Origin of the sequence: Burkholderia sp. AU28863 (genome assembly GCF_002223195.1) — a bacterium.
Lineage (GTDB): Bacteria > Pseudomonadota > Gammaproteobacteria > Burkholderiales > Burkholderiaceae > Burkholderia > Burkholderia sola.
This window is the reverse complement of the sequence record NZ_NKFE01000005.1, coordinates 1,508,945-1,527,003: the sequence shown is the minus strand read 5'-3', so window position 1 is coordinate 1,527,003 and position 18,059 is coordinate 1,508,945. Positions and strand designations below refer to the sequence as shown.

The 18,059-nt window shown below is 65.7% G+C and carries 11 protein-coding genes; 5 read left to right on the top strand and 6 right to left on the bottom strand.

The features are described 5' to 3' along the window. Positions 1-10: 10 nt before the first annotated feature. The 3 genes from CFB81_RS23475 to CFB81_RS23465 all read left to right on the top strand — a co-directional run bounded on the left by CFB81_RS23475 (position 11) and on the right by CFB81_RS23465 (position 5,123). Positions 11-2,143: a polysaccharide deacetylase family protein gene (locus CFB81_RS23475; RefSeq protein WP_089436694.1), complete on the top strand. Its 2,133-nt coding sequence runs from the start codon at positions 11-13 to the stop codon at positions 2,141-2,143. A 33-nt stretch (positions 2,144-2,176) separates the two neighbouring features. Beyond that, on the top strand, positions 2,177-3,412 hold the full coding sequence (locus CFB81_RS23470) for a S53 family peptidase (RefSeq protein WP_069618036.1): 1,236 nt from the start codon (positions 2,177-2,179) through the stop codon (positions 3,410-3,412). Between the two features lie 562 nt (positions 3,413-3,974). Then, complete coding sequence (locus CFB81_RS23465; protein ID WP_069618035.1) at positions 3,975-5,123, top strand: porin; 1,149 nt, start codon at positions 3,975-3,977, stop codon at positions 5,121-5,123. Positions 5,124-5,271: 148 nt separating this feature from the next. Here CFB81_RS23465 and CFB81_RS23460 read toward each other — a convergent pair whose 3' ends face one another. After that, positions 5,272-5,730 carry an Lrp/AsnC family transcriptional regulator gene (locus CFB81_RS23460; RefSeq protein WP_069618052.1) on the bottom strand — a complete coding sequence of 153 codons (459 nt, stop codon included), beginning with the start codon at positions 5,728-5,730 and terminating at the stop codon, positions 5,272-5,274. A 183-nt stretch (positions 5,731-5,913) separates the two neighbouring features. On the opposite strand from CFB81_RS23460, the gene CFB81_RS23455 reads away from it, so the two are divergent. Together CFB81_RS23455 and CFB81_RS23450 are read left to right on the top strand one after the other, a co-directional pair. After that, positions 5,914-7,011 carry a branched-chain amino acid aminotransferase gene (locus CFB81_RS23455; RefSeq protein ID WP_069618034.1) on the top strand — a complete coding sequence of 366 codons (1,098 nt, stop codon included), beginning with the start codon at positions 5,914-5,916 and terminating at the stop codon, positions 7,009-7,011. A gap of 101 nt (positions 7,012-7,112) precedes the next feature. Next, the gene (locus CFB81_RS23450) at positions 7,113-9,065 is read left to right on the top strand and encodes an FUSC family protein (RefSeq protein WP_256976307.1); all 1,953 of its coding nucleotides are present in this window, start codon (positions 7,113-7,115) and stop codon (positions 9,063-9,065) included. On the opposite strand, the gene CFB81_RS23445 is transcribed toward CFB81_RS23450, so the two are convergent. From CFB81_RS23445 to CFB81_RS23425, 5 genes are all read right to left on the bottom strand, one after another. Further along, on the bottom strand, positions 9,054-10,583 hold the full coding sequence (locus tag CFB81_RS23445; RefSeq protein WP_089436693.1) for a mannitol dehydrogenase family protein: 1,530 nt from the start codon (positions 10,581-10,583) through the stop codon (positions 9,054-9,056). The two genes, CFB81_RS23450 and CFB81_RS23445, sit on opposite strands and share 12 nt — an antisense overlap. Before the next feature lie 30 nt (positions 10,584-10,613). After that, a complete protein-coding gene (locus CFB81_RS23440) occupies positions 10,614-11,342 on the bottom strand; it encodes an HAD family phosphatase (protein ID WP_089436692.1) in 729 nt (242 codons plus the stop codon). 56 nt (positions 11,343-11,398) lie between these two features. Continuing rightward, a complete protein-coding gene (locus CFB81_RS23435) occupies positions 11,399-12,814 on the bottom strand; it encodes a sugar porter family MFS transporter (protein WP_069618030.1) in 1,416 nt (471 codons plus the stop codon). 649 nt (positions 12,815-13,463) lie between these two features. Beyond that, the gene (locus CFB81_RS23430) at positions 13,464-14,399 is read right to left on the bottom strand and encodes a response regulator (RefSeq protein WP_069618051.1); all 936 of its coding nucleotides are present in this window, start codon (positions 14,397-14,399) and stop codon (positions 13,464-13,466) included. Between the two features lie 67 nt (positions 14,400-14,466). After that, positions 14,467-17,886 carry an ATP-binding protein gene (locus CFB81_RS23425; RefSeq protein WP_089436691.1) on the bottom strand — a complete coding sequence of 1,140 codons (3,420 nt, stop codon included), beginning with the start codon at positions 17,884-17,886 and terminating at the stop codon, positions 14,467-14,469. Positions 17,887-18,059 lie beyond the last annotated feature (173 nt).

Below are 18,059 nucleotides of genomic sequence, written 5' to 3'. Positions count from 1 at the left end.
GAGAGAAAAAATGTCGGCCAAGTCAATCCGGACCCTACGAGCCTTTCTGATCGTCTTCTCCGTTTGCCTGATGACGTTGGCACCCGGGCGGGCGAGCGCGCTGTCGAACCAGTTGCTGTTGCTGCTGCCGGACAACTTCACGCTGCCGGACCCGCGTGTGTCCGCGTGGCTCGATTCCGCGGCGGAGGAGGGGCTGCAGATCTCGCTGATCAGCGACACGCAATTCAAGCAGGGCGGCACGTCGCTGCAGCAGTACCAGGGACTCATCCTGCCGGACCAGGTGCATACGGTCGCCGACGATACGCTCGTGACCGCTATCCAGAGCTACGCGTTGAACGGCGGGCGCGTGATGCTCGTCTATGATTTCGGCATACTGAACGCGACGGGTTTCTATCCGGCCGGGCAGTCGCGCTTCAGCTCGATGGCCGGCGTCAACTACGTGCTCTACGACACGCTCGGTGGAAACATGATCGGCCTCGGCAACGTGACCGGCATGGGCAGCACGTTGCGCGCGCTACAGATTCCGCCGGGGAAGTCGATGCCGTGGCCGGGCTCGACGACGGCCGCGACCGCGCTGACCGCAACCACGTCGACTCCGTCGACCGGCTCGACGACGAACCCGCTGCTCTACCTGCAGCCGAGCACGTCGAACCCCGGCGGGCTTGCCGGCTACAACCATCAGGCGTATTTCACGTACAAGACGGTGAACGGGCGCATGACCGGCGTGCCGCTGAATCTCGGGCGCGTGTCGGCCGGCGCAAAGGTCGGAGCCGGATCGTACTCGCCGACCTCGACGAGGCTGTCGTCGGCATCGACGGCGGTGAATGGCGCGACGTCGCTCGCGAGCGCGTCGCCCGCCGCGGCGACCGACGTGCTCGAAGGCATTTCCGGCTACGTATACGGCTTCCTCACCTATCCGAGCTACGTCACGCAAGGCACGTATACGGGCACGACGCTGCTGACGTCGCCGAACTTCGGGCTCGTGGCCGGCTATCAGGCGTATGGAAACGGCGGCGTGATGTTCGTCAACCTGCCGCTCGCATATCTCGGCGGGCAAACCGACAGCATGCCGATCCACGGCTTCCTGCATTACTTCACGACGAACATCCTGTCGATGCCGCACCTGTCGCTGCAGCCGCGTGCGCAGGCCGGGATGGTCCTGAACTGGCACTTCTGTGCACGAGATCAGATTCAGCCCGCGCAGTACCTGAAGAACTACGGCGTCTGGAACAGCGGCCCGTATTCGATCGTGATGACGGCCGGCCCCGACGACGTGACGATCGGCGACGGTCTCGGCATCAACCTGACGAACAATACGCAGGCGAAGCAACTGGTCGCGTTCCTGCTCAAGCGCGGGCACAAGGTCGGCAGCCACGGCGGCTGGGCGCACGACTACTGGGGGGCGAACGCGAGCGAAGCCAACGCGAGCACGTTCACGCAGTATCTGGTGCTGAACCACAATGCGGTCCAGTCGGTGACGGGCAAGCCGGACGTCGAGTGGGCGGCCCCGGAAGGCAATACGCCGACATGGGCGGTGAACTGGCTCGAATCGAACGGCTACTCCGGCTACTACTTCACCGGCCATACCGGCAATGCGCAAACGCGTGCGTATCGCAACGGTTCGCTGCTGAATCCGGGCATCTGGGCGTTCCCGGTGATGCCGTTCGGCAAGTATGCGACGTTCGAGGAGTTCCAGGAGTTCGCGGTGCCGACAACGGACGTCCTGAACTGGTACACGTCGCTGATGGATTTCGTCGTCGCGAACCGCACGAGCCGGCTGATCTACATGCACCCGCTGGGCGCGTCATGGTATCCGAACGTCGTCACGGCGATTCTCGGCTACGCGTCGTCGCTGGCGACGACCGGCCAGTTCAAGTGGTTCACGATGGATCAGCTCACGCAGTTCGACCGGCGCCGTCTGCTCGTGAACTGGACGGCGACCGATACCGGCGCCAGCTGGACGTTCAGCGCGACGCAGCCGACCAGTCTGCAGGACATGACGTGGCTGTTGCCGAAGAGCACGTACCAGTTGCCGAGCGTGAAAAGCGGCAGCGCGACGGTCGTGATCACCGATCCGGTCAACTGGCTGGTCATCGCGGGCGCGGGCAAGTCGCTGTCGTTCACGAGCGCGAAGGTGCACTGACGCGCGCCGGCTCCTTTGCCAACGGGGAACACCATGAAGCGAGCTTCGTTTGCGCGTGCGCTGTGCATGCTGGCCGTATCGGCGAGCATCGCGCTGATGTCCGGCGTGTCGTTCGCACAGTCTGCGCATCGCGCGCCGAGCGGGTTTGCACGGCCGCCGCTCCATCTGCATGGGGCCGCGAAACGGAATCCGGCGGGCCTGTCGCCGCAGCAGATTCGCCGTTTCTACGGGTTCGACCCGTTGCCGGCGCGCGGCTACGGTGGCGACGATCAGATCATCGCGATCGTCGATGCGTACGACAATCCGAACGTCGAGGCCGATCTGCGATTGTTCAGCCGCACGTTCGGCCTGCCGCCGTGCGCGTCGCCGCACTGCTTCACGAAGGTGTACGCGACGGCCGACAAGCGTCCACCGCCGCCCGATGCCTTGTGGGCACTCGAGAGTTCGCTCGACGTGCAGTGGGCGCACGCGATCGCACCGAATGCGCGGATCGTGCTGGTCGAAGCCGCATCGAGTTCGCTCGATGACCTGATGAGCGCGGTCGCACTCGCGACGCGGCCGGCACCGGGCGGGGTCGGTGCGAAGGTCGTGTCGATCAGCTGGGGGAGCGCCGAGTTCCTGGCCGAAACGCAATTCGACGGGCAGTTCGCCAGCGCGAACGGTGTGTCGTTCGTCGCGGCATCAGGCGACGGCGGCAACGGGATCGACTACCCGGCCGCGTCGCCGTATGTGCTGAGCGTCGGCGGCACGTCGATCGCAACCGATGCGAGCGGCGCATATGCCGACGAAACGGCGTGGGCCGGCAGCGGCGGCGGGCAGAGCGCCGTCGAGACGGTGCCGACGTATCAGTCGAACTTCGGGATGCCGTCGGATAGCCTCGGGCTGCGCGGCCTGCCCGACGTCGCCTATGATGCCGACCCGGCGTCCGGCTTCGCGGTCTACGATTCGTACGGCTATGCGGGGCAGAGCGGGTGGTTCGTCGTCGGCGGCACGAGCGCGGGCGCACCGCAATGGTCCGCGTTGATCGCGATCGCGAACAGCGCGCGCATCGCGCGTGGCAAGACGACGCTGAACGCGGTGAGCGCGATCCAGAGCGTGCTGTACGGGCTCGCGTCGAGCGCCTACGCGACGAACTTCCGCGACATCGTCAGCGGCTCGAACGGCGCATGCGGCACGCTTTGCACGGCGGCAACCGGATACGACTACGTGACCGGCCTCGGGCGCCCGATCGCCGCGAATCTGGTCCAGGCGTTGATCGCCGCGCCGTGACATGGGTAAGGTCGCGGAGGTCGGTGCCCGCACGATCTGCGCGTGCTTCAACTCGCGAGTGCGGAGCAAATCGCAAGTGTTTTCGTTGCCAACCGCCATGCGGATCGACGGCGGGTCGATAGCGCCGTTAGCGCGAATCGACGATCCATCTCGCACCTTGTCATAGCCTTCGATCGACACGGACGGATCCCCGGATCTCCGTTCCGGCCATGCTGCTCCAGTCCGCCGCAGCGTCCCGCTGAAATTCAATGCCAGGCCGCGGCGCCGCGTGACGGAAAAATCCATGCCGTCGTGCGTCCATGCAGCGATCCGGGCCACGCGCCAAACGGCTCGCGACTGTCGATGGAATGCGGGCCGGTGTGCTTTTCAACCGCCCCTTAGCCGTTTTCCGCACTGACAAACATCCCCCATTTTGAAGAGCACCTTCCTGCCGCGAGGGGCTAACAGCAGAAAATCGGCTCATTACACTGCGCCCGTCGCATCGCCGAGCAGCCTCGACGCGGCATATACGCAGCGCGGAAGCGTTACGACCGGCAAACGAAAGACTTGGGGGTAAATCGTCATGAACAAGCGTTGGGGGATCGTCGCGCCCGCCGCGTTGCTTGCTGCGGCCGCACATGCGCAGAGCAGCGTGACGCTGTATGGCAAGATCGAAGACGGTATCAACTACACGAGCAACGCACGCGGGCACGGAACCGTGCAACTGCAAAGCGGCTATGACTACGGCAGCCGCTGGGGCATCAAGGGCACGGAAGATCTTGGCGCGGGCTACCAGGCGATTTTCACGCTCGAAAGCGGTTTCGACGTCAACACCGGCAAAATGAACCAGGGTGGTCGGGAGTTCGGCCGCCAGGCCTTCGTCGGCATCGCGTCGGATCGATACGGCACGCTGACGTTCGGTCGCCAGTACGACCCGAGCGTCGATCTCTTCTCGCCGCTCACCGCGAATGGCAACTGGACCGGCTACCTGTTCTCGCATCCGTACGACAACGACAACACCGACTACTCGTTCCGCGTGAATAACGCGGTCAAGTACGTGTCGCCGGTGTGGCACGGCATGACCGCGGAGGCGATGTACGGGTTCAGCAATCAGGCGGGCGGCTTCGCGAACAACCGCCTGTATGGCGCCGCGCTGCAATACCAGCAGGGCGGGCTGACGGTCGGCGCGTCGTATCTGAAGATCAATCACGCACGCAATGCCGATTCGAGCGGGGCGATCACCGGCGACAACACGTTCGATGCGTCGTCGCAGCAGAACATCGGCATCGGCGTGAACTATGCGTTCTCGAATGCGCTCGTGGGATTCACGTATTCGCACGTCGACGTCTACGACCCGACTTCGAACGCGTATTTCACCGGTACGACGCAGCCGGCGGGCGGTGCGTGGAAATCGTGGAAATTCGACAACTTCGAGGTGAACGGCCTCTATCACTTCACGACTGCGTTTTACGTCGGCGCGGCATACACGTACACGCAGGCCCGCGTCGCATCGACGGTCGGCGCGTTCAATCCGAAGTGGCATCAACTGAGCACGAAGGTGAATTACGACGTGTCGAAACGTACGTCGGTATTCGTCGAGGGCGTCTATCAGCATGCGATGAACGCGCACACGGGAACCGACTTCGACTACGCGTACATTCCGGGCGCCGCCGATATCTCGTCAGGCCCGAATCAATATGTCGCGCGTATCGCGCTGCTGCATCACTTCTGACGCCAATGCCGTTCGCGGAGGCTGCATGGCTCCGCGAACGATACGCGCATTCATCCGGTCGCGCGTGAGGGTTCGATACATGCCCCCGATCGCTGACGCGAGCCCCGGTTCGACACGACGCGCCGACGTTTCCTGACGCCGGGCACGATCAAAGCGGAAGCACGGAAGTCTGCTTGATCTTCTGCATCGGAATCTCGGTCTTCACGCTCTGCACCCCTTCGATCCGGGTCAGGTGGTCGATCTGGAGTTGCCGATAGGCGTCGATATCGGCGGTGACGACACGCAGCAGGCAATCGCAATCGCCCGCCATCAAGTGGCACTCGAGAACCTGTGGAAGACGTTGAACCGCCTCGGTGAAACGGTCGACGGTTTTCGCGTCCTGGCTCGTCAGCCAGATGCGGACGAAGACGGTCAACCCCGCGCCGATCTTCGATGCGTCGAGCAGCGCCGCGTAGCGCTCGATGACGCCCGCCTGTTCCAGCTGCTTGACGCGACGCAGGCACGGTGACGGCGACAGCCCCACCTTCTGCGCCAGTTCCACGTTCTGGATTCGCCCATCTTCCTGAAGCACTTTCAGAATGCGACGGTCGATTTCGTCCAGTTCGATGACGGCCATGGGTCCGACCTATTCGGTTGAGGCACGCGGTGCCCGGGTTTTCGAGTTTTGCAGCATGGAATTGCCAAACCGCGTCCATCTTAAGGCGAACACGCAACCTGAAATTATTTTTTCTACGATAAATTTTTGCCCGTAGCAGCCGGGACGGTCCCGCTGCCGATCAAGGGGCAAACGATGAGCACCGATTCCGTCCAGCACTTCGAATTCGAACCCAATCCTCACCCCGTCGCGGCGGCCGAGCGCGCCGCGCTGCTCGACAATCCCGGTTTCGGCCGTGTGTTCACGGATCACATGGTGACGATCCGGTACTCGGCGGACGAAGGGTGGCATCACGCGAAAATCGGGCCGCGCGAACCGTTCCGGTTCGATCCGGCGACGCTCGTGCTGCACTACGCGCAGGAAATCTTCGAGGGCTTGAAAGCCTTCCGGCTGCCGGACGGCGGCGCGGCGTTGTTCCGTCCCGATGCGAATGCGCGGCGCTTTCGTCATTCAGCCGAGCGGCTCTCGATGGCGCCGTTGCCGGAGGCGATGTTCGTCGAATCGGTACGCGCGCTGGTCCGCGCCGATCGCGACTGGATTCCGGCGTTCGACGGCGCGGCGCTGTATTTGCGGCCGTTCATGATCGCGACGGAGGCGGTGCTCGGCGTGAAGCCGTCGCCGGAGTATCTGTATTGCGTGATCGCGACGCCGGTCGGCGCGTACTTCAAGAGCGGCGCGTCGGGGGTGACGCTGTGGGTGTCGGAGCAGTACACGCGGGCGGCGCCGGGCGGCACGGGCGACGCGAAATGCGGCGGCAACTATGCGGCGAGCCTGGCCGCACAGGCGGAGGCGACTCGCGAAGGCTGCGAGCAGGTCGTGTTCCTCGATGCGGTCGAACGCCGCTGGATCGAGGAACTGGGCGGGATGAACGTGTTCTTCGTGTTCGACGACGGGTCGATCCAGACGCCGCCGCTGAACGGAACGATTCTGCCGGGCATCACGCGCGCGTCGTTGATCACGCTGGCTCGGGAACTGAATTACACGGTGCGGGAGGAGGGCTACACGATCGAGCAGTGGCAGGCGGACGCGCGCAGCGGTCGGCTGGTCGAGGCGTTCGCGTGCGGCACGGCGGCGGTCGTGACGGCGATCGGCCGGGTGAAGGGGCGCGCGTACGACTTCACGATCGGCGAGGGCGGCGCGGGGCCGGTCACGTCGCGGCTGAAGGCGGCGCTGCTCGATATCCAGAACGGGCGCGAAGCCGATCGCCACGGCTGGGTGGACCGCGTGTTTTGAGTTCGGCACGGCGGCCGTCGCGTGTCGTGGCGGTCGTCCTGAAAGCCGCGGCCGGCATGCCGGCCGGAAGCAGTCGTGCCGCCTCCTGGAATGCTTTGATCATGTCAGCTGTTTCGTTGTCACGCGCCATTGACCGCCTGTTCATTGTCGACCCCGGTCTTCATCGGCTGCTGGGCGGTGCGCGCGCCGCACTCGCGAGCGTGCTTGCCGGCGCGCTTAGCATTGCGTCGGCGCTTCATCTCGGTCTCGCGATCACCACCGGCGCCGTGGGCATCCTGTTCGCGATGATCGCGCCACTCTTCCTGCGCGATGCTCGCCGGCTGGACTGGTATGAATCGCTGGCGTGGCAGTACGGCGTCGCATGCGCGAGTTTCGCCGCAGCCGCCGTCGCGAGTGCGTGGCCTGCCGTCGGCAAGGCGGGTTTCGTGATCGTCCTGTTCTGTTCGATGCTGTGCCAGACCCAAGGGCCGCGCACGATCGGATGTGCGTTCCTGGCGATCGCGATGTACTACCTCGGCCTCTATCTGCATCCGGCCGCGCTACAGGTCGGCCACATGCTGGCGATGTCGATCGTGGGCCCGGCGGGCGTCGTGCTCGTCTGCCGGATGCTGTTGCCGACGCATGCGGCGCACACGCCCCGGCTCATCGCGCGCTCGGTGTCGCTGCACGCGGCATGCATCGCGCGAAGCGACGTGTCGGACGCGGACGCACTGGATGCGATGGCGCATTTGCTCGCGTTGAACGAAGCCGCCATCGCACTCGAGCATCACGCGTCGACACTCGATGAACGCGACACGCGTGCCTTGCACGCCGCGCTCGTCGCATTGGAGATCGCGGCGGCCCGGCGCGTGCTGAACCACGACAGCACGGATGCCGCCGCCGCGGCGCTACGCGCGGCGATTGCGCGCTTCGATACCGTCGCCGGCGACGTGGCGACGCGCATGGCAGCCGCACGTCCGCCCGCGACGCCGCGGCACGCACGCGCGGTGCCGTGGACCACCGACTGGCGCACGCTTGCATGGTTGCCGGCGATTCGCGCCGCGGCGGCTGCGTGCGCCGCGATGTTGATCGGTGAGACGCTGTCGTCGGAGCGATGGATGTGGGCGGTGCTCAGCACGTTCGTCGTATTCTTCGGCACGTATTCGTGCGCGGACACGATCTATCGTGGCACGCAACGCGTCGTCGGCACGCTCGCCGGCGCGCTCGCGAGCGTACTCGTCGTCAGCGCCGTTCATCATGCGAATGCAGTCGTGGTCATCGTCATGGGCGGGTGTGTGTTTGCCTGGGCGTACCACATCCTGCATGCCTACGGGCGCGGCGTATTCTTCCTGACGGTGCTGATCGGCGTCGTCTATGCGCAACTGGGGTTCGAGATCGGAACGCTTGCGGAACTGCGTATCGGCGAGGTGTTGATCGGCTGCGCGGTTTCGCTCGCGGCGGCGATGCTGGTGATGCCGCTGGCGGCGTCGCGCCACATCGCGACGCGTGCGCACGGCCTGTTGGCGGCGCTGCGCGAACTCGTGCACGAGCGCGACGACGGCACGCGGTCGCAGGCGGCGCGGATGCGCGCGGCCGATCGCCGTTTTCATGACGTGCGCGTGGCGATCAGGCCGCTGGCTGCGTGGCGCATGTTCCGCGTATCCGGCGATGCGCGACGGTTGTCGGACACGCTGCTGTCTTGCTGGCTGCATGGCCGAATCGTCGCGACGCTCCTGCCTGCAGAAGGCGACGGCCCGGTTGTCGGATTCGAGCGGCATGCGCGCGTAGCCATCGTCACGCGAATCGATGCGTTGATGAGCGATCTGGATCGCAGCCGCGCGATGCCGCTCGATGCGGCTGCGAGCGTCGGGCACGGAACGCTCGCGATAGCCGGTGATCCTCCGTTACCGACGCCTCGTGAACTGGCTCGGCTCGACGCGAAGCTGACCGAACTCAACCGCGCATTCGAGGACGCGCTGTTCGGAAAAACGACGGGCGAGGAACGGTCGCATCGCTCCGACAGCAGCGTTCGCGCCACCGATGTTCGGGAAGCGCTACGTTGTTCAGGCATCTGAAGCATCGAGCGCCAGCCGGATGGCATCGCGCGTCCTGCGTGCCGCCACGGCTGACTGCATTGTGCGGAACAGCGCGACGAATTCCGCGTCGGCATCGAGGCCCAGTGCGGCGAACGGTTTTGAGTCGAGGATCGCGAGCGGATTGCCGCTTCGCACACGATCGAGATCCGCTGCGTCGAACTGTGGTTCACTGACGGCGAAGGGGGCGCCACGATCGTCGACACCCTTCAGGTACTGCTGAAAGCAAGCCAGCAGCAGGGCTTCGCGGCGCAGGTCGCCGTTGCGCGCGACCAGTGCTCCGATGGTCTTTGCATGAAACACCGGGATCTTCGATGCGCCGTCGTGCGCGACGCGCAGCAATTGGTCGCCGAGTGCGGCGTTGCGAAAGCGCGCGAGCGTGCTTTGAGCATAGGCGTGCGCGGACACGCCGTGCGGTAGCGTGAGGATCGGAGCGACGTCCCGGGTCAGGAAGGTGTCGAGCAGCGCGGCGAGATCGCGATCAGCCATTGCGTCATGGACGAAACGATGCCCCAACAGAATCGCCGGGTAAGCGAGCAACATGTGAGAAGCGTTCAGCATGCGCCCCTTCATGGCCTCGTACGTATGGACGTCGTCGCGCAATTCGACGCCCGCGGCGTCGAATGCCGGACGTCCGGCGCTGAAACTGTCCTCGATCACCCATTGCGAGAACGATTCGGCAACGACGGGTGCCGTGTCGTCGATGCCTGACGACCGGTTGGCGCGCACGCGGACCGCGTCCGTCACCTGCGGCGCGATTCGATCGACCATGCTGTTCGGGAACGCCACGTAACGCTCGATCCAGGCAGCGAGATCGACGTCGACCGCACGTGCGAAGTCGAGTACGGCGCGTCGCGCGGTATCGCCGTTACTGCGCAGGTTGTCGCAGGACATCACGGTGAAGGGCAGTACGTTGGCGGCGCGGCGCCGTCTGAGCGCTTCGACGATGAACCCGAACGCGGTACGGGGCGGTCCCCCCAGCAGATCGTGCGCGACGTCGGGCGTGTCGAATCGAAATGCGCCGGTCGTCTCGTCGAGGTTGTAACCGCCTTCCGTGATGGTCAGCGAGACGATCCGGATCGCCGGGTCGGCAAGGCGGGTCAGTACGGCCTCCGGATCGCCCGGTGCGTGCAGATACTCGATCATTGCACCGATGACGCGCACCATCGTCGTGCCGTCGCTCGCGAACTCCGTCAGCGTATAGAGGCAATCCTGTGCGCGGAGCGCGTCGGCCTTTGCGACCGAGGCCGGGCCGTTACCCAGTCCGATTCCGCATATCGCCCATTTTTCGTGACCGGGCAGATGCAGCACGTGATCGATGTAGCGCGCCTGATGAGCGCGATGGAAGTTGCCGACGCCGATATGCGCGATGCCTGCGCTCAGGCGAAGACGGTCGTAGGCGGGAACGGCGACGTGCGGTGCCACGCGTCCGAGCGTCGCATCGGAGAGCGGATGGGACGCGCCGTCTTCGGGCGCCGGAGGGAAGGCGTTGTCGTTCATGATCGCGGGGTATGTCGGGTTCGAGGAAGGTCAGGCGCGCATGCGCAAAGCGGGCGTCGTGCCGTGCAGGTGTTGCAGCCAGCGCTCGACGAGCGACGGCAGCGCGGCCATGTCGTCGAAGACGGCGTACGCACCGGCGGCGCGCAACTTGTCCGCCTGGGTTCGTGCCGCATGCGCGGCGCCCACGAAACCGAGTACGGTCATGCCGGCGGCAATCGCGGCTGCCGTCCCGGTCGCGCTGTCCTCGACGACGATGCACCGTTCGGGCGCGACATGCATGCGACGGGCAGCGGCCAGATAGACATCGGGGGCGGGCTTGGGCGAGGGCACCTGGTCGGCCGTGAACAAGCGTTCGCCGAACATGTCGGCCAGGCCGATCCGGTCGACCACGCTGCGCACGTACGCAAGATCGCTGTTGCTTGCGCACGCCTTGACGAGCGGGATGGCGGCGAACGCGTCGCGCACGCCGTCGATGGCCGGTGCATTGACCGCGTTTGCGTGGACGTCCGCGCGAATCGCCACGAGCGTGTCGTCGGCGAGCGGCCGATCGACGATGGTTGCGACCGTGCGCAGCAGTTGCTCGGCGCGCATGCCGAGCAGGGGGCGCACGACGTCGCGAAGGCCGGCGAGTCCCCAGAGGTGCTCGAGGCGCGTCACGATGATGCGTTCGGCGATGGCCTCGCTGTTGACGAGCACGCCGTCGCAATCGCTGATCAGCGCGAGGTCAGAAAGTCGACGCATGTCGGTGAGTTCGTTCATGTCGGTTTCCGTGACGAGAAGGCGGGATGGACGCAACTGGCTTGACCGGGGGGCGATCATGAATGGCGCGGCCCGAAGGTTCCGCGCTTCAATGCGCGTTCGATGTCCTCGAGACTGCGACCGCGCGTTTCCGGCACCATGAAGAAGATGAACACCCAGGCGAGCGCGTTGAGACACGCGTACGCCCACATCGCCCCGCCGACACCGAGCCATTTGGTCACGGTCAGCGCGGTGCCGGTCAGCAGGAGGTTCGAGCCCCACAGCATCGCCGCGTGCGCGCCGGTGGCCTGGTTGCGAATCGCGACGGGGTAGATTTCGGCGCCCGTCAGCCAGCCGATGACCTGGATACCGCCGGCGTTGAACACCATGAATGCGATCAGGCAGATGACGATCCACAGTTGCTGCATGGGCCAAACGAAGTCGCCGCGCAGCAGGCAGCCAAGCAGCACGAGGCTGGCTGCCGCGACGGGCAGCGTCGCCAGGCTGAGCGCACGGCGGCCGACATGGTCGACGATCAGCTTGCCGATGAAGGTCATCACGAGATACGTGATGGCGACGCCGAGTGCGGCCCACAGCGATGCCGACGCGCCGAATCCCGCGTCGCGAAGGAACGTCGGCGTGTAATAGATCATCATCTCGATGCCGCTCAGCTGGGTGAACGCGGCGACGCCGAGGCCGGCAACGAGCGCGGGGCGTACCCAGCGCTCGCGCATCGTGCGCCAGCCCGATGTCGCGCTGTCCTGCTGCCGCTCGACCACGTCCCGAATATCGGCGATCTCGTGCCGGACGGCCGCCTGGGATGCCCGCACCTTCGACAACTCGCCATGCGCGTCGGCGATGCGATCCTGCTCGACGAGCCAGCGCGGGCTGCGCGGCAGTCGGGTCATGCCGACCATCAGGATCACGGACGGGACGACCGCGATGCCGATCATCGCGCGCCAGGAAAACAGGTCGTTACCCGCGACGCCGATCAATGCCGCGAGCAGGATGCCGATGCCGATCGATACGTTGAAGTAGGTGACCAGGCGGCCACGCTTGTCCGGCTCCGCGAGTTCCGCGATGTAGGTCGGCACGATCTGCGTCGAGCCGCCGACCGCGAATCCGAGCACGAGCCGGGAAGCGGCAAGGGACCAGACGTCGGGCGAGAGGGCGGCAGCCAGCACGCCGGCCGCATAGATCGCCGAGACGATCGTAATGGTCTTGCGGCGTCCCAGCGCAGCCGACATGCGGGTGCCGGCCAGCGCGCCGATCACCGCGCCGAGCAGGATCGCGGCGGCGACGAGCTCCTGCGCGCGGTAGTCGAGCGCGAACTCTCGCGCGATGAGGGGCAGCGCACCCGAAATGATGCCGGTGTCGTATCCGTAGAGCCCGCCGGCGATCGCCGCGATCGATGCGACGGTACGCATGTAGGCGGAGGGGGTGGGCCCGGGGCGGGCCGCGGGTGTGTCGGGAAGGGCGGAGTCAGAAGCCATGACGGTTTTCCTTGTGATGCGGTTCGTCGCACGGGCGAACGAAACGTGGCGGCATGCGTCCGCTCCGGTAAAAGGCGCCGCCGCACGTGCGGTAACGCCTCGATCAAGTCGCGGAGCGGGACGGCGCGGACCGGCGCTCAGGCGAGCGCGGGGACGTGGCCGGGCGGCGTGCCGCCGCGTCGGGCAAATGGAACGCGCCGATAGGAGGGACGTCCGGTTGGTACGCGGGTTGATTGCTTCGTCATGTCGGTCACCGAGTAGGGAACTCGCTCACGGCCCGTCCAAACCGGTTTGGATCGAGGGCGCGACGATTCCTCTGGTTGAGCACGATCTGGAGCCGCACTTTGGAGCAAGGCGCCAGTGTCTCCTCTGGCGCTTCACGGCCTGCGTTGCAGGCGAACGATTCCGCCGTTGCCGGGGGAATCGTGACGGTATTTCGGCGGACCGGTTGGTCAGGCGCCGAAACGGGGGATGCCAGCCAAGAGGGGCTGGCGGGCTACGGCCTCGTGGCGCGAGCGACAGGGCACATGGCGCTCAAGGCATGAACAATTATCCAGAATCGGAGCAAAAGATCAAGTTTACGAAATGATGTCCCGGCGAGCGGCCCGATAAGGGCTGGGAAAACGGACTATTCCGCGGTCCGCGCCTTTCACGTGCGCTCGAGCATCTTGATCGCCGCGGCGGCGGCCCCCGCGCGGGTCTCGACATGCAATTTGCGGAACAGGTGCTCGAGATGCTTGTTCACCGTGCGCGGGGCGATGCCGAGAATGTCGCCGATATCGCGGTTGGTCTTGCCGTGCGACACCCAGAGCAACACTTCGGCCTCCCGCATCGTCAGGCCGAAGCGTTCGGCGAGCGCATTGCAATGCACGGTGTCGTCCCGCTCCTTGAGGATGACGATCCATTCGCCCGGCTCCGGACCGAGTGTCGCACTGGCCGAGCGGCGTATCTGGCCCGAGCCGAATTCGTGCACGGCGTCGCCTGGGGCGCCGCGCGCGAGCCAGTCGATGAACCAGGCGCGCAGCAGCGCAGGCAGCTTCGGCGGCGCATCGGTATCGCGCGCGTTCGCGGTTTGCCGGGCATCGGGGGCGTCATGCGCAGTCGCGTATGCAGCGATGCGATGCGCCGCCTGCGGACTTTGCCACCGAATCGTGCCGTCCGCGCCGACGATCAGCGCCGCGCGCGTGTCGAGCGACAGTGCGGCCTCCGCGTACAACTGCGCGCGTGAACGCCGCACGTGGGCGCCGATGCGCGCGCACAACTCCTCCGGCTGCACCGGCTTGGTCACGTAATCGATGCCGCCCACGCGAAAGCCGCGTACGACGTGCTCGCTCTCCGTCAAGGCAGTCATGAAGATGACGGGCAGATGCTCGTGCCGTCCGTCCTGCTTGATGCGCACACATGTTTCGAAGCCGTCCATGCCGGGCATCATTGCGTCGAGCAACACCACGTCGGGCGTCACGCGCGCGAGGCGTTTGAGCGCGTCCTCGCCGGACAGCGCGACGATCACCGCGTATCCGTTCGCCTGCAGCGTGTCGGACAGAAAGGCGAGGTTCTCCGGCGTGTCGTCGACGATCAGGATCATCGGCCGTTCACGCAGCCACGCGGCCGGGGCGTCGACGATCGGGGAGGCCGCGATCGTGGTGTGCGCGTCACGCGTTTGCGCCGCGCGCGAGTCGGTCAAGCTCATGCTCGAGTTCCCTTAGCTGAAAACGTTCCGCCAACGCGCGCAACGCGTCGATTTGATCCCGCAGCGCGGGCCACGCCTCACGGGCGGCGTCGAGCTGCTCGATCACGCCCTGTACGTAGCCGACTTCGAGATGCGCATGCAGATGCTCGATGAGCCCGCGCGGCCACACGGCGGGGGTGAGCGGCGGCGGCGCGGCCGGCGCGCTCGCGCCTGTATCGGATGCAATCCAGTCGAGTGCAAGCAGTTGGGCAAGCTTGTCGAGCAGCAGATTCACCTGCAGCGGTTTCACCAGATAACTCTTGCATCCGGTCGCGTTCGCGCGATCGCGGTCGTCGGCGAACGCGTTGGCGGAGAGCAGCACGATGGGCGCGCTCGACAACTGATTCTCGGAGATCAGGCGGCTGGTTTCGTAGCCGTCCATCAACGGCATCGAAATGTCCATGATGATCGCGTCCGCCGTGTGCATCGCCAGCCAGCGCAGCGCATCGGTGCCGCTGGCCGCTTCGGCGACGTCGAAGCCGAGCGGCGTGAGCAATTGCACGACGATGTCGCGCTGGTCGTCGAGGTCGTCGACCACGAGAATGGTGCGGCGCGCCCCCGTATAGCCGCGAATCGACGCGAGTTCGGTGGGGGTTTCGGCCGCCGCGTCGACGGCCGGGGCGAACAGGCGCACCACGAAGCGCGTGCCGTGCCCGACTTCGCTGTCCACTTCGAGGCTGCCGCCGAGCGCTTGCGTGAGCAGGCGGCAGATCGTGAGTCCGAGGCCGGCGCCGTGATCGTACGCATGGGCCGCTTCGCCGCGTTCGAACGGCAGGAACAGGCGCTCCATTTCGGCGGGCGGGATGCCGGGGCCGGTATCGATCACCTCGAATTTGAGCGTATCGAGCACGTGACTCACGCACAGCGTGATCGTGCCGCTCAACGTGAAGCGGATCGCATTGCCGATCAGGTTCGTGAGGATCTGACTCATGCACTTCTGGTCGGTGCGCACGGTGGCGGGCAGCCGGCCGACCGTCCGCACGTCGAAGGCGAGCGCCTTTTCGAGCGCCTGCGGACGGAGCATCGACGTCAGATGCGCGACGAAATCGGCGAGGGATACCTTGGCGATGTTCAACTGAAGCTTGCCCGCCTCGATGCGCGCGATGTCGAGCAGACCGTCGACGAGCGCGAGCAAGTGCTCGCCGCTGCGATGGATCGTGCGCACGGCGTTGTAGCGCGTGGGCGAGAGTTCTTCCTTCGCCTGCAGCAGCAATTGCGTGTAGCCGAGAATGCTGTTCAGCGGCGTGCGCAACTCGTGGCTCAAGCCGGACACGTAACGGCTCTTGGCCCGATTGGCCGATTCCGCGGCGGCGGTCGCGCGCTTGAGCGCCGCGTCGGTTTTCTGATGCGCGTCGATTTCGAGCATCAGCAATTCGTTTTGCCGCTGCGATTCTTCCTGCGTGACACGGCGGTTTTCGCGCTCGAGCACGAACCACCAGGCCGCGATGCAGCCCACCAGCGAGAGCGCGAGAAAGATATTCAGGAAACTGCCCGAGAGCGCATGGCCGATCGACGGCCCGGCCGCGCTCATCGACGTCGCGCTCTGCGACCAGATCAGGTAGAGCACGCTGCCCAGCACCGCGAGCATCGCGAACACGAGGCTCGCATAGTGAATCAGGCGTAGCGCGGCGGGACCGAGTCGCGCGCCGGGCAGCACGCGATGCAGCGCGCGGTCGGCCTGCGACGCGAAGCGCGCGTGCGGCTTGCAGCGGTCGTGGCAGCGCGAGTCGAGCGAGCAGCACAGCGAGCAGATCGTGCCGCCATAGGCCGGGCAGTACGCCGTATCGTCGGGTTCGAAGGTGTTTTCGCAGATCGCGCAGCGCAGCGAGGTGGCGTCGCCGGTCGGTTGCGCGGCGCGGGCAATGTAATAGCGACCGCGCGTGAGTACCGCGAGCACCGGCGCGCACGCGAACGCCACGCCGAACGCGATGAACGACGACATCGCCTGGGCGAGCGCGCCGAACAGGCTGCTATGCGCGAGCATCGCGACGGCGGCCGCGATCAGCATCGCGCCGACGCCCACCGGGTTCACATCGTAGAGGTGCGCGCGCTTGAACTCGATATGTCGCGGGCTGTAGCCGAGCGGCTTGTTGATGACGAGATCGGCGAACAGCGCGCCGATCCACGCGATCGCGATGTTCGCGTAGAGCGACAGCACCTTGGCGATCGCATCGAACACGCCCATTTCCACGAGCAGCAACGCGATCATGACGTTGAACACCAGCCATACCACGCGGCCCGGATGGCTGTGCGTGAGCCGGGCGAAAAAATTGGACCACGCGAGCGAGCCCGCATAGGCGTTGGTCACGTTGATCTTCAACTGAGAAACGATCACGAACAGCGTCATCGCGGGCAGCGCCCAACTCGCGAGCCCCAACGGATCGAGCAGCAGATGATAGGCGACGAGGTACATCTGCGTAGGCTGGGTGGCGTGGCCGGCATCGACTTCGTACTGGAGCGCGATGAAGGCGAGCAATGCGCCGCCCAGCATCTTGAGCGCGCCGGGCACGATCCAGCCCGGCCCCGTCGAGAGCAGCGCGAACCACCAGCGCGCGCGGTTCTTCGCTGTGAGCGGCGGCAGGAAACGCAGATAGTCGACCTGTTCACCCACCTGCACGATCAGCGCGAACACGACCGTCGACGCTTGACCGAAGGCGATCAGGCTGAAAGCGCGGCCCTGCGGCGCGAAGCCCGCGAAGGTGGTCCATTGCGCGATCAGGTCGGGATGGCGCCACAGCACGGCGGCGTAGGGCAGTACGAACAAGGCGAGCCACAGCGGCTGCGTCCAGCTTTGCAGGCGGTTGATCAGCGTGATGCCGAACATGACGATCGGGATCACCACGAGCGAACTCACGACGTAGGCGATCGCCAGCGAAATATGGAAATACAGCTGCAGCGCAAGCGACATGATGGCCGCTTCGAGCGCGAAAAAAATGAACGTGAACACCGCGTACAGCAGCGACGTGACCGTCGAGCCGATATAGCCGAAGCCCGCGCCGCGCGTGAGCAGGTCCATGTCGACGCCGTAGCGCGCCGCGTAATAGCTGATGGGCAAACTGGTGAGCCAGATCAGCACGGAGACGGCCGCAATGGCCCAGACCGCGTTCGTGAAGCCGTAGTTGACGACGAGACTGCCGCCGATCGCCTCCAGCACCAGAAACGACACGGCGCCGATCGCCGTATTGGCCACGCGCAGCTCCGACCAGCGCCGGAACGAGCGCGGCGTGAAGCGCAGCGCGTAGTCCTCGAGGGTTTCGTCGCCGACCCAGGCGTTGTAGTCGCGACGCACCTTGACGATGCGTTGCGTACCGGGCGCGCCCACTGACGGGTGACTCTGGGACATGAAGATGATCCGAAATGGTGCGAAAGCGGCACGAGCGGGGCGCGAACGGCGCAACGGCGGACCACACCGCTCAGGATCGCCCTGCAATGCAAATTACATTCCAGTACGCACGCCGGGAATACGTCGATTGACGTATTCCGATCCTCAAATTGGCTTTCTACATTACGTCCAAC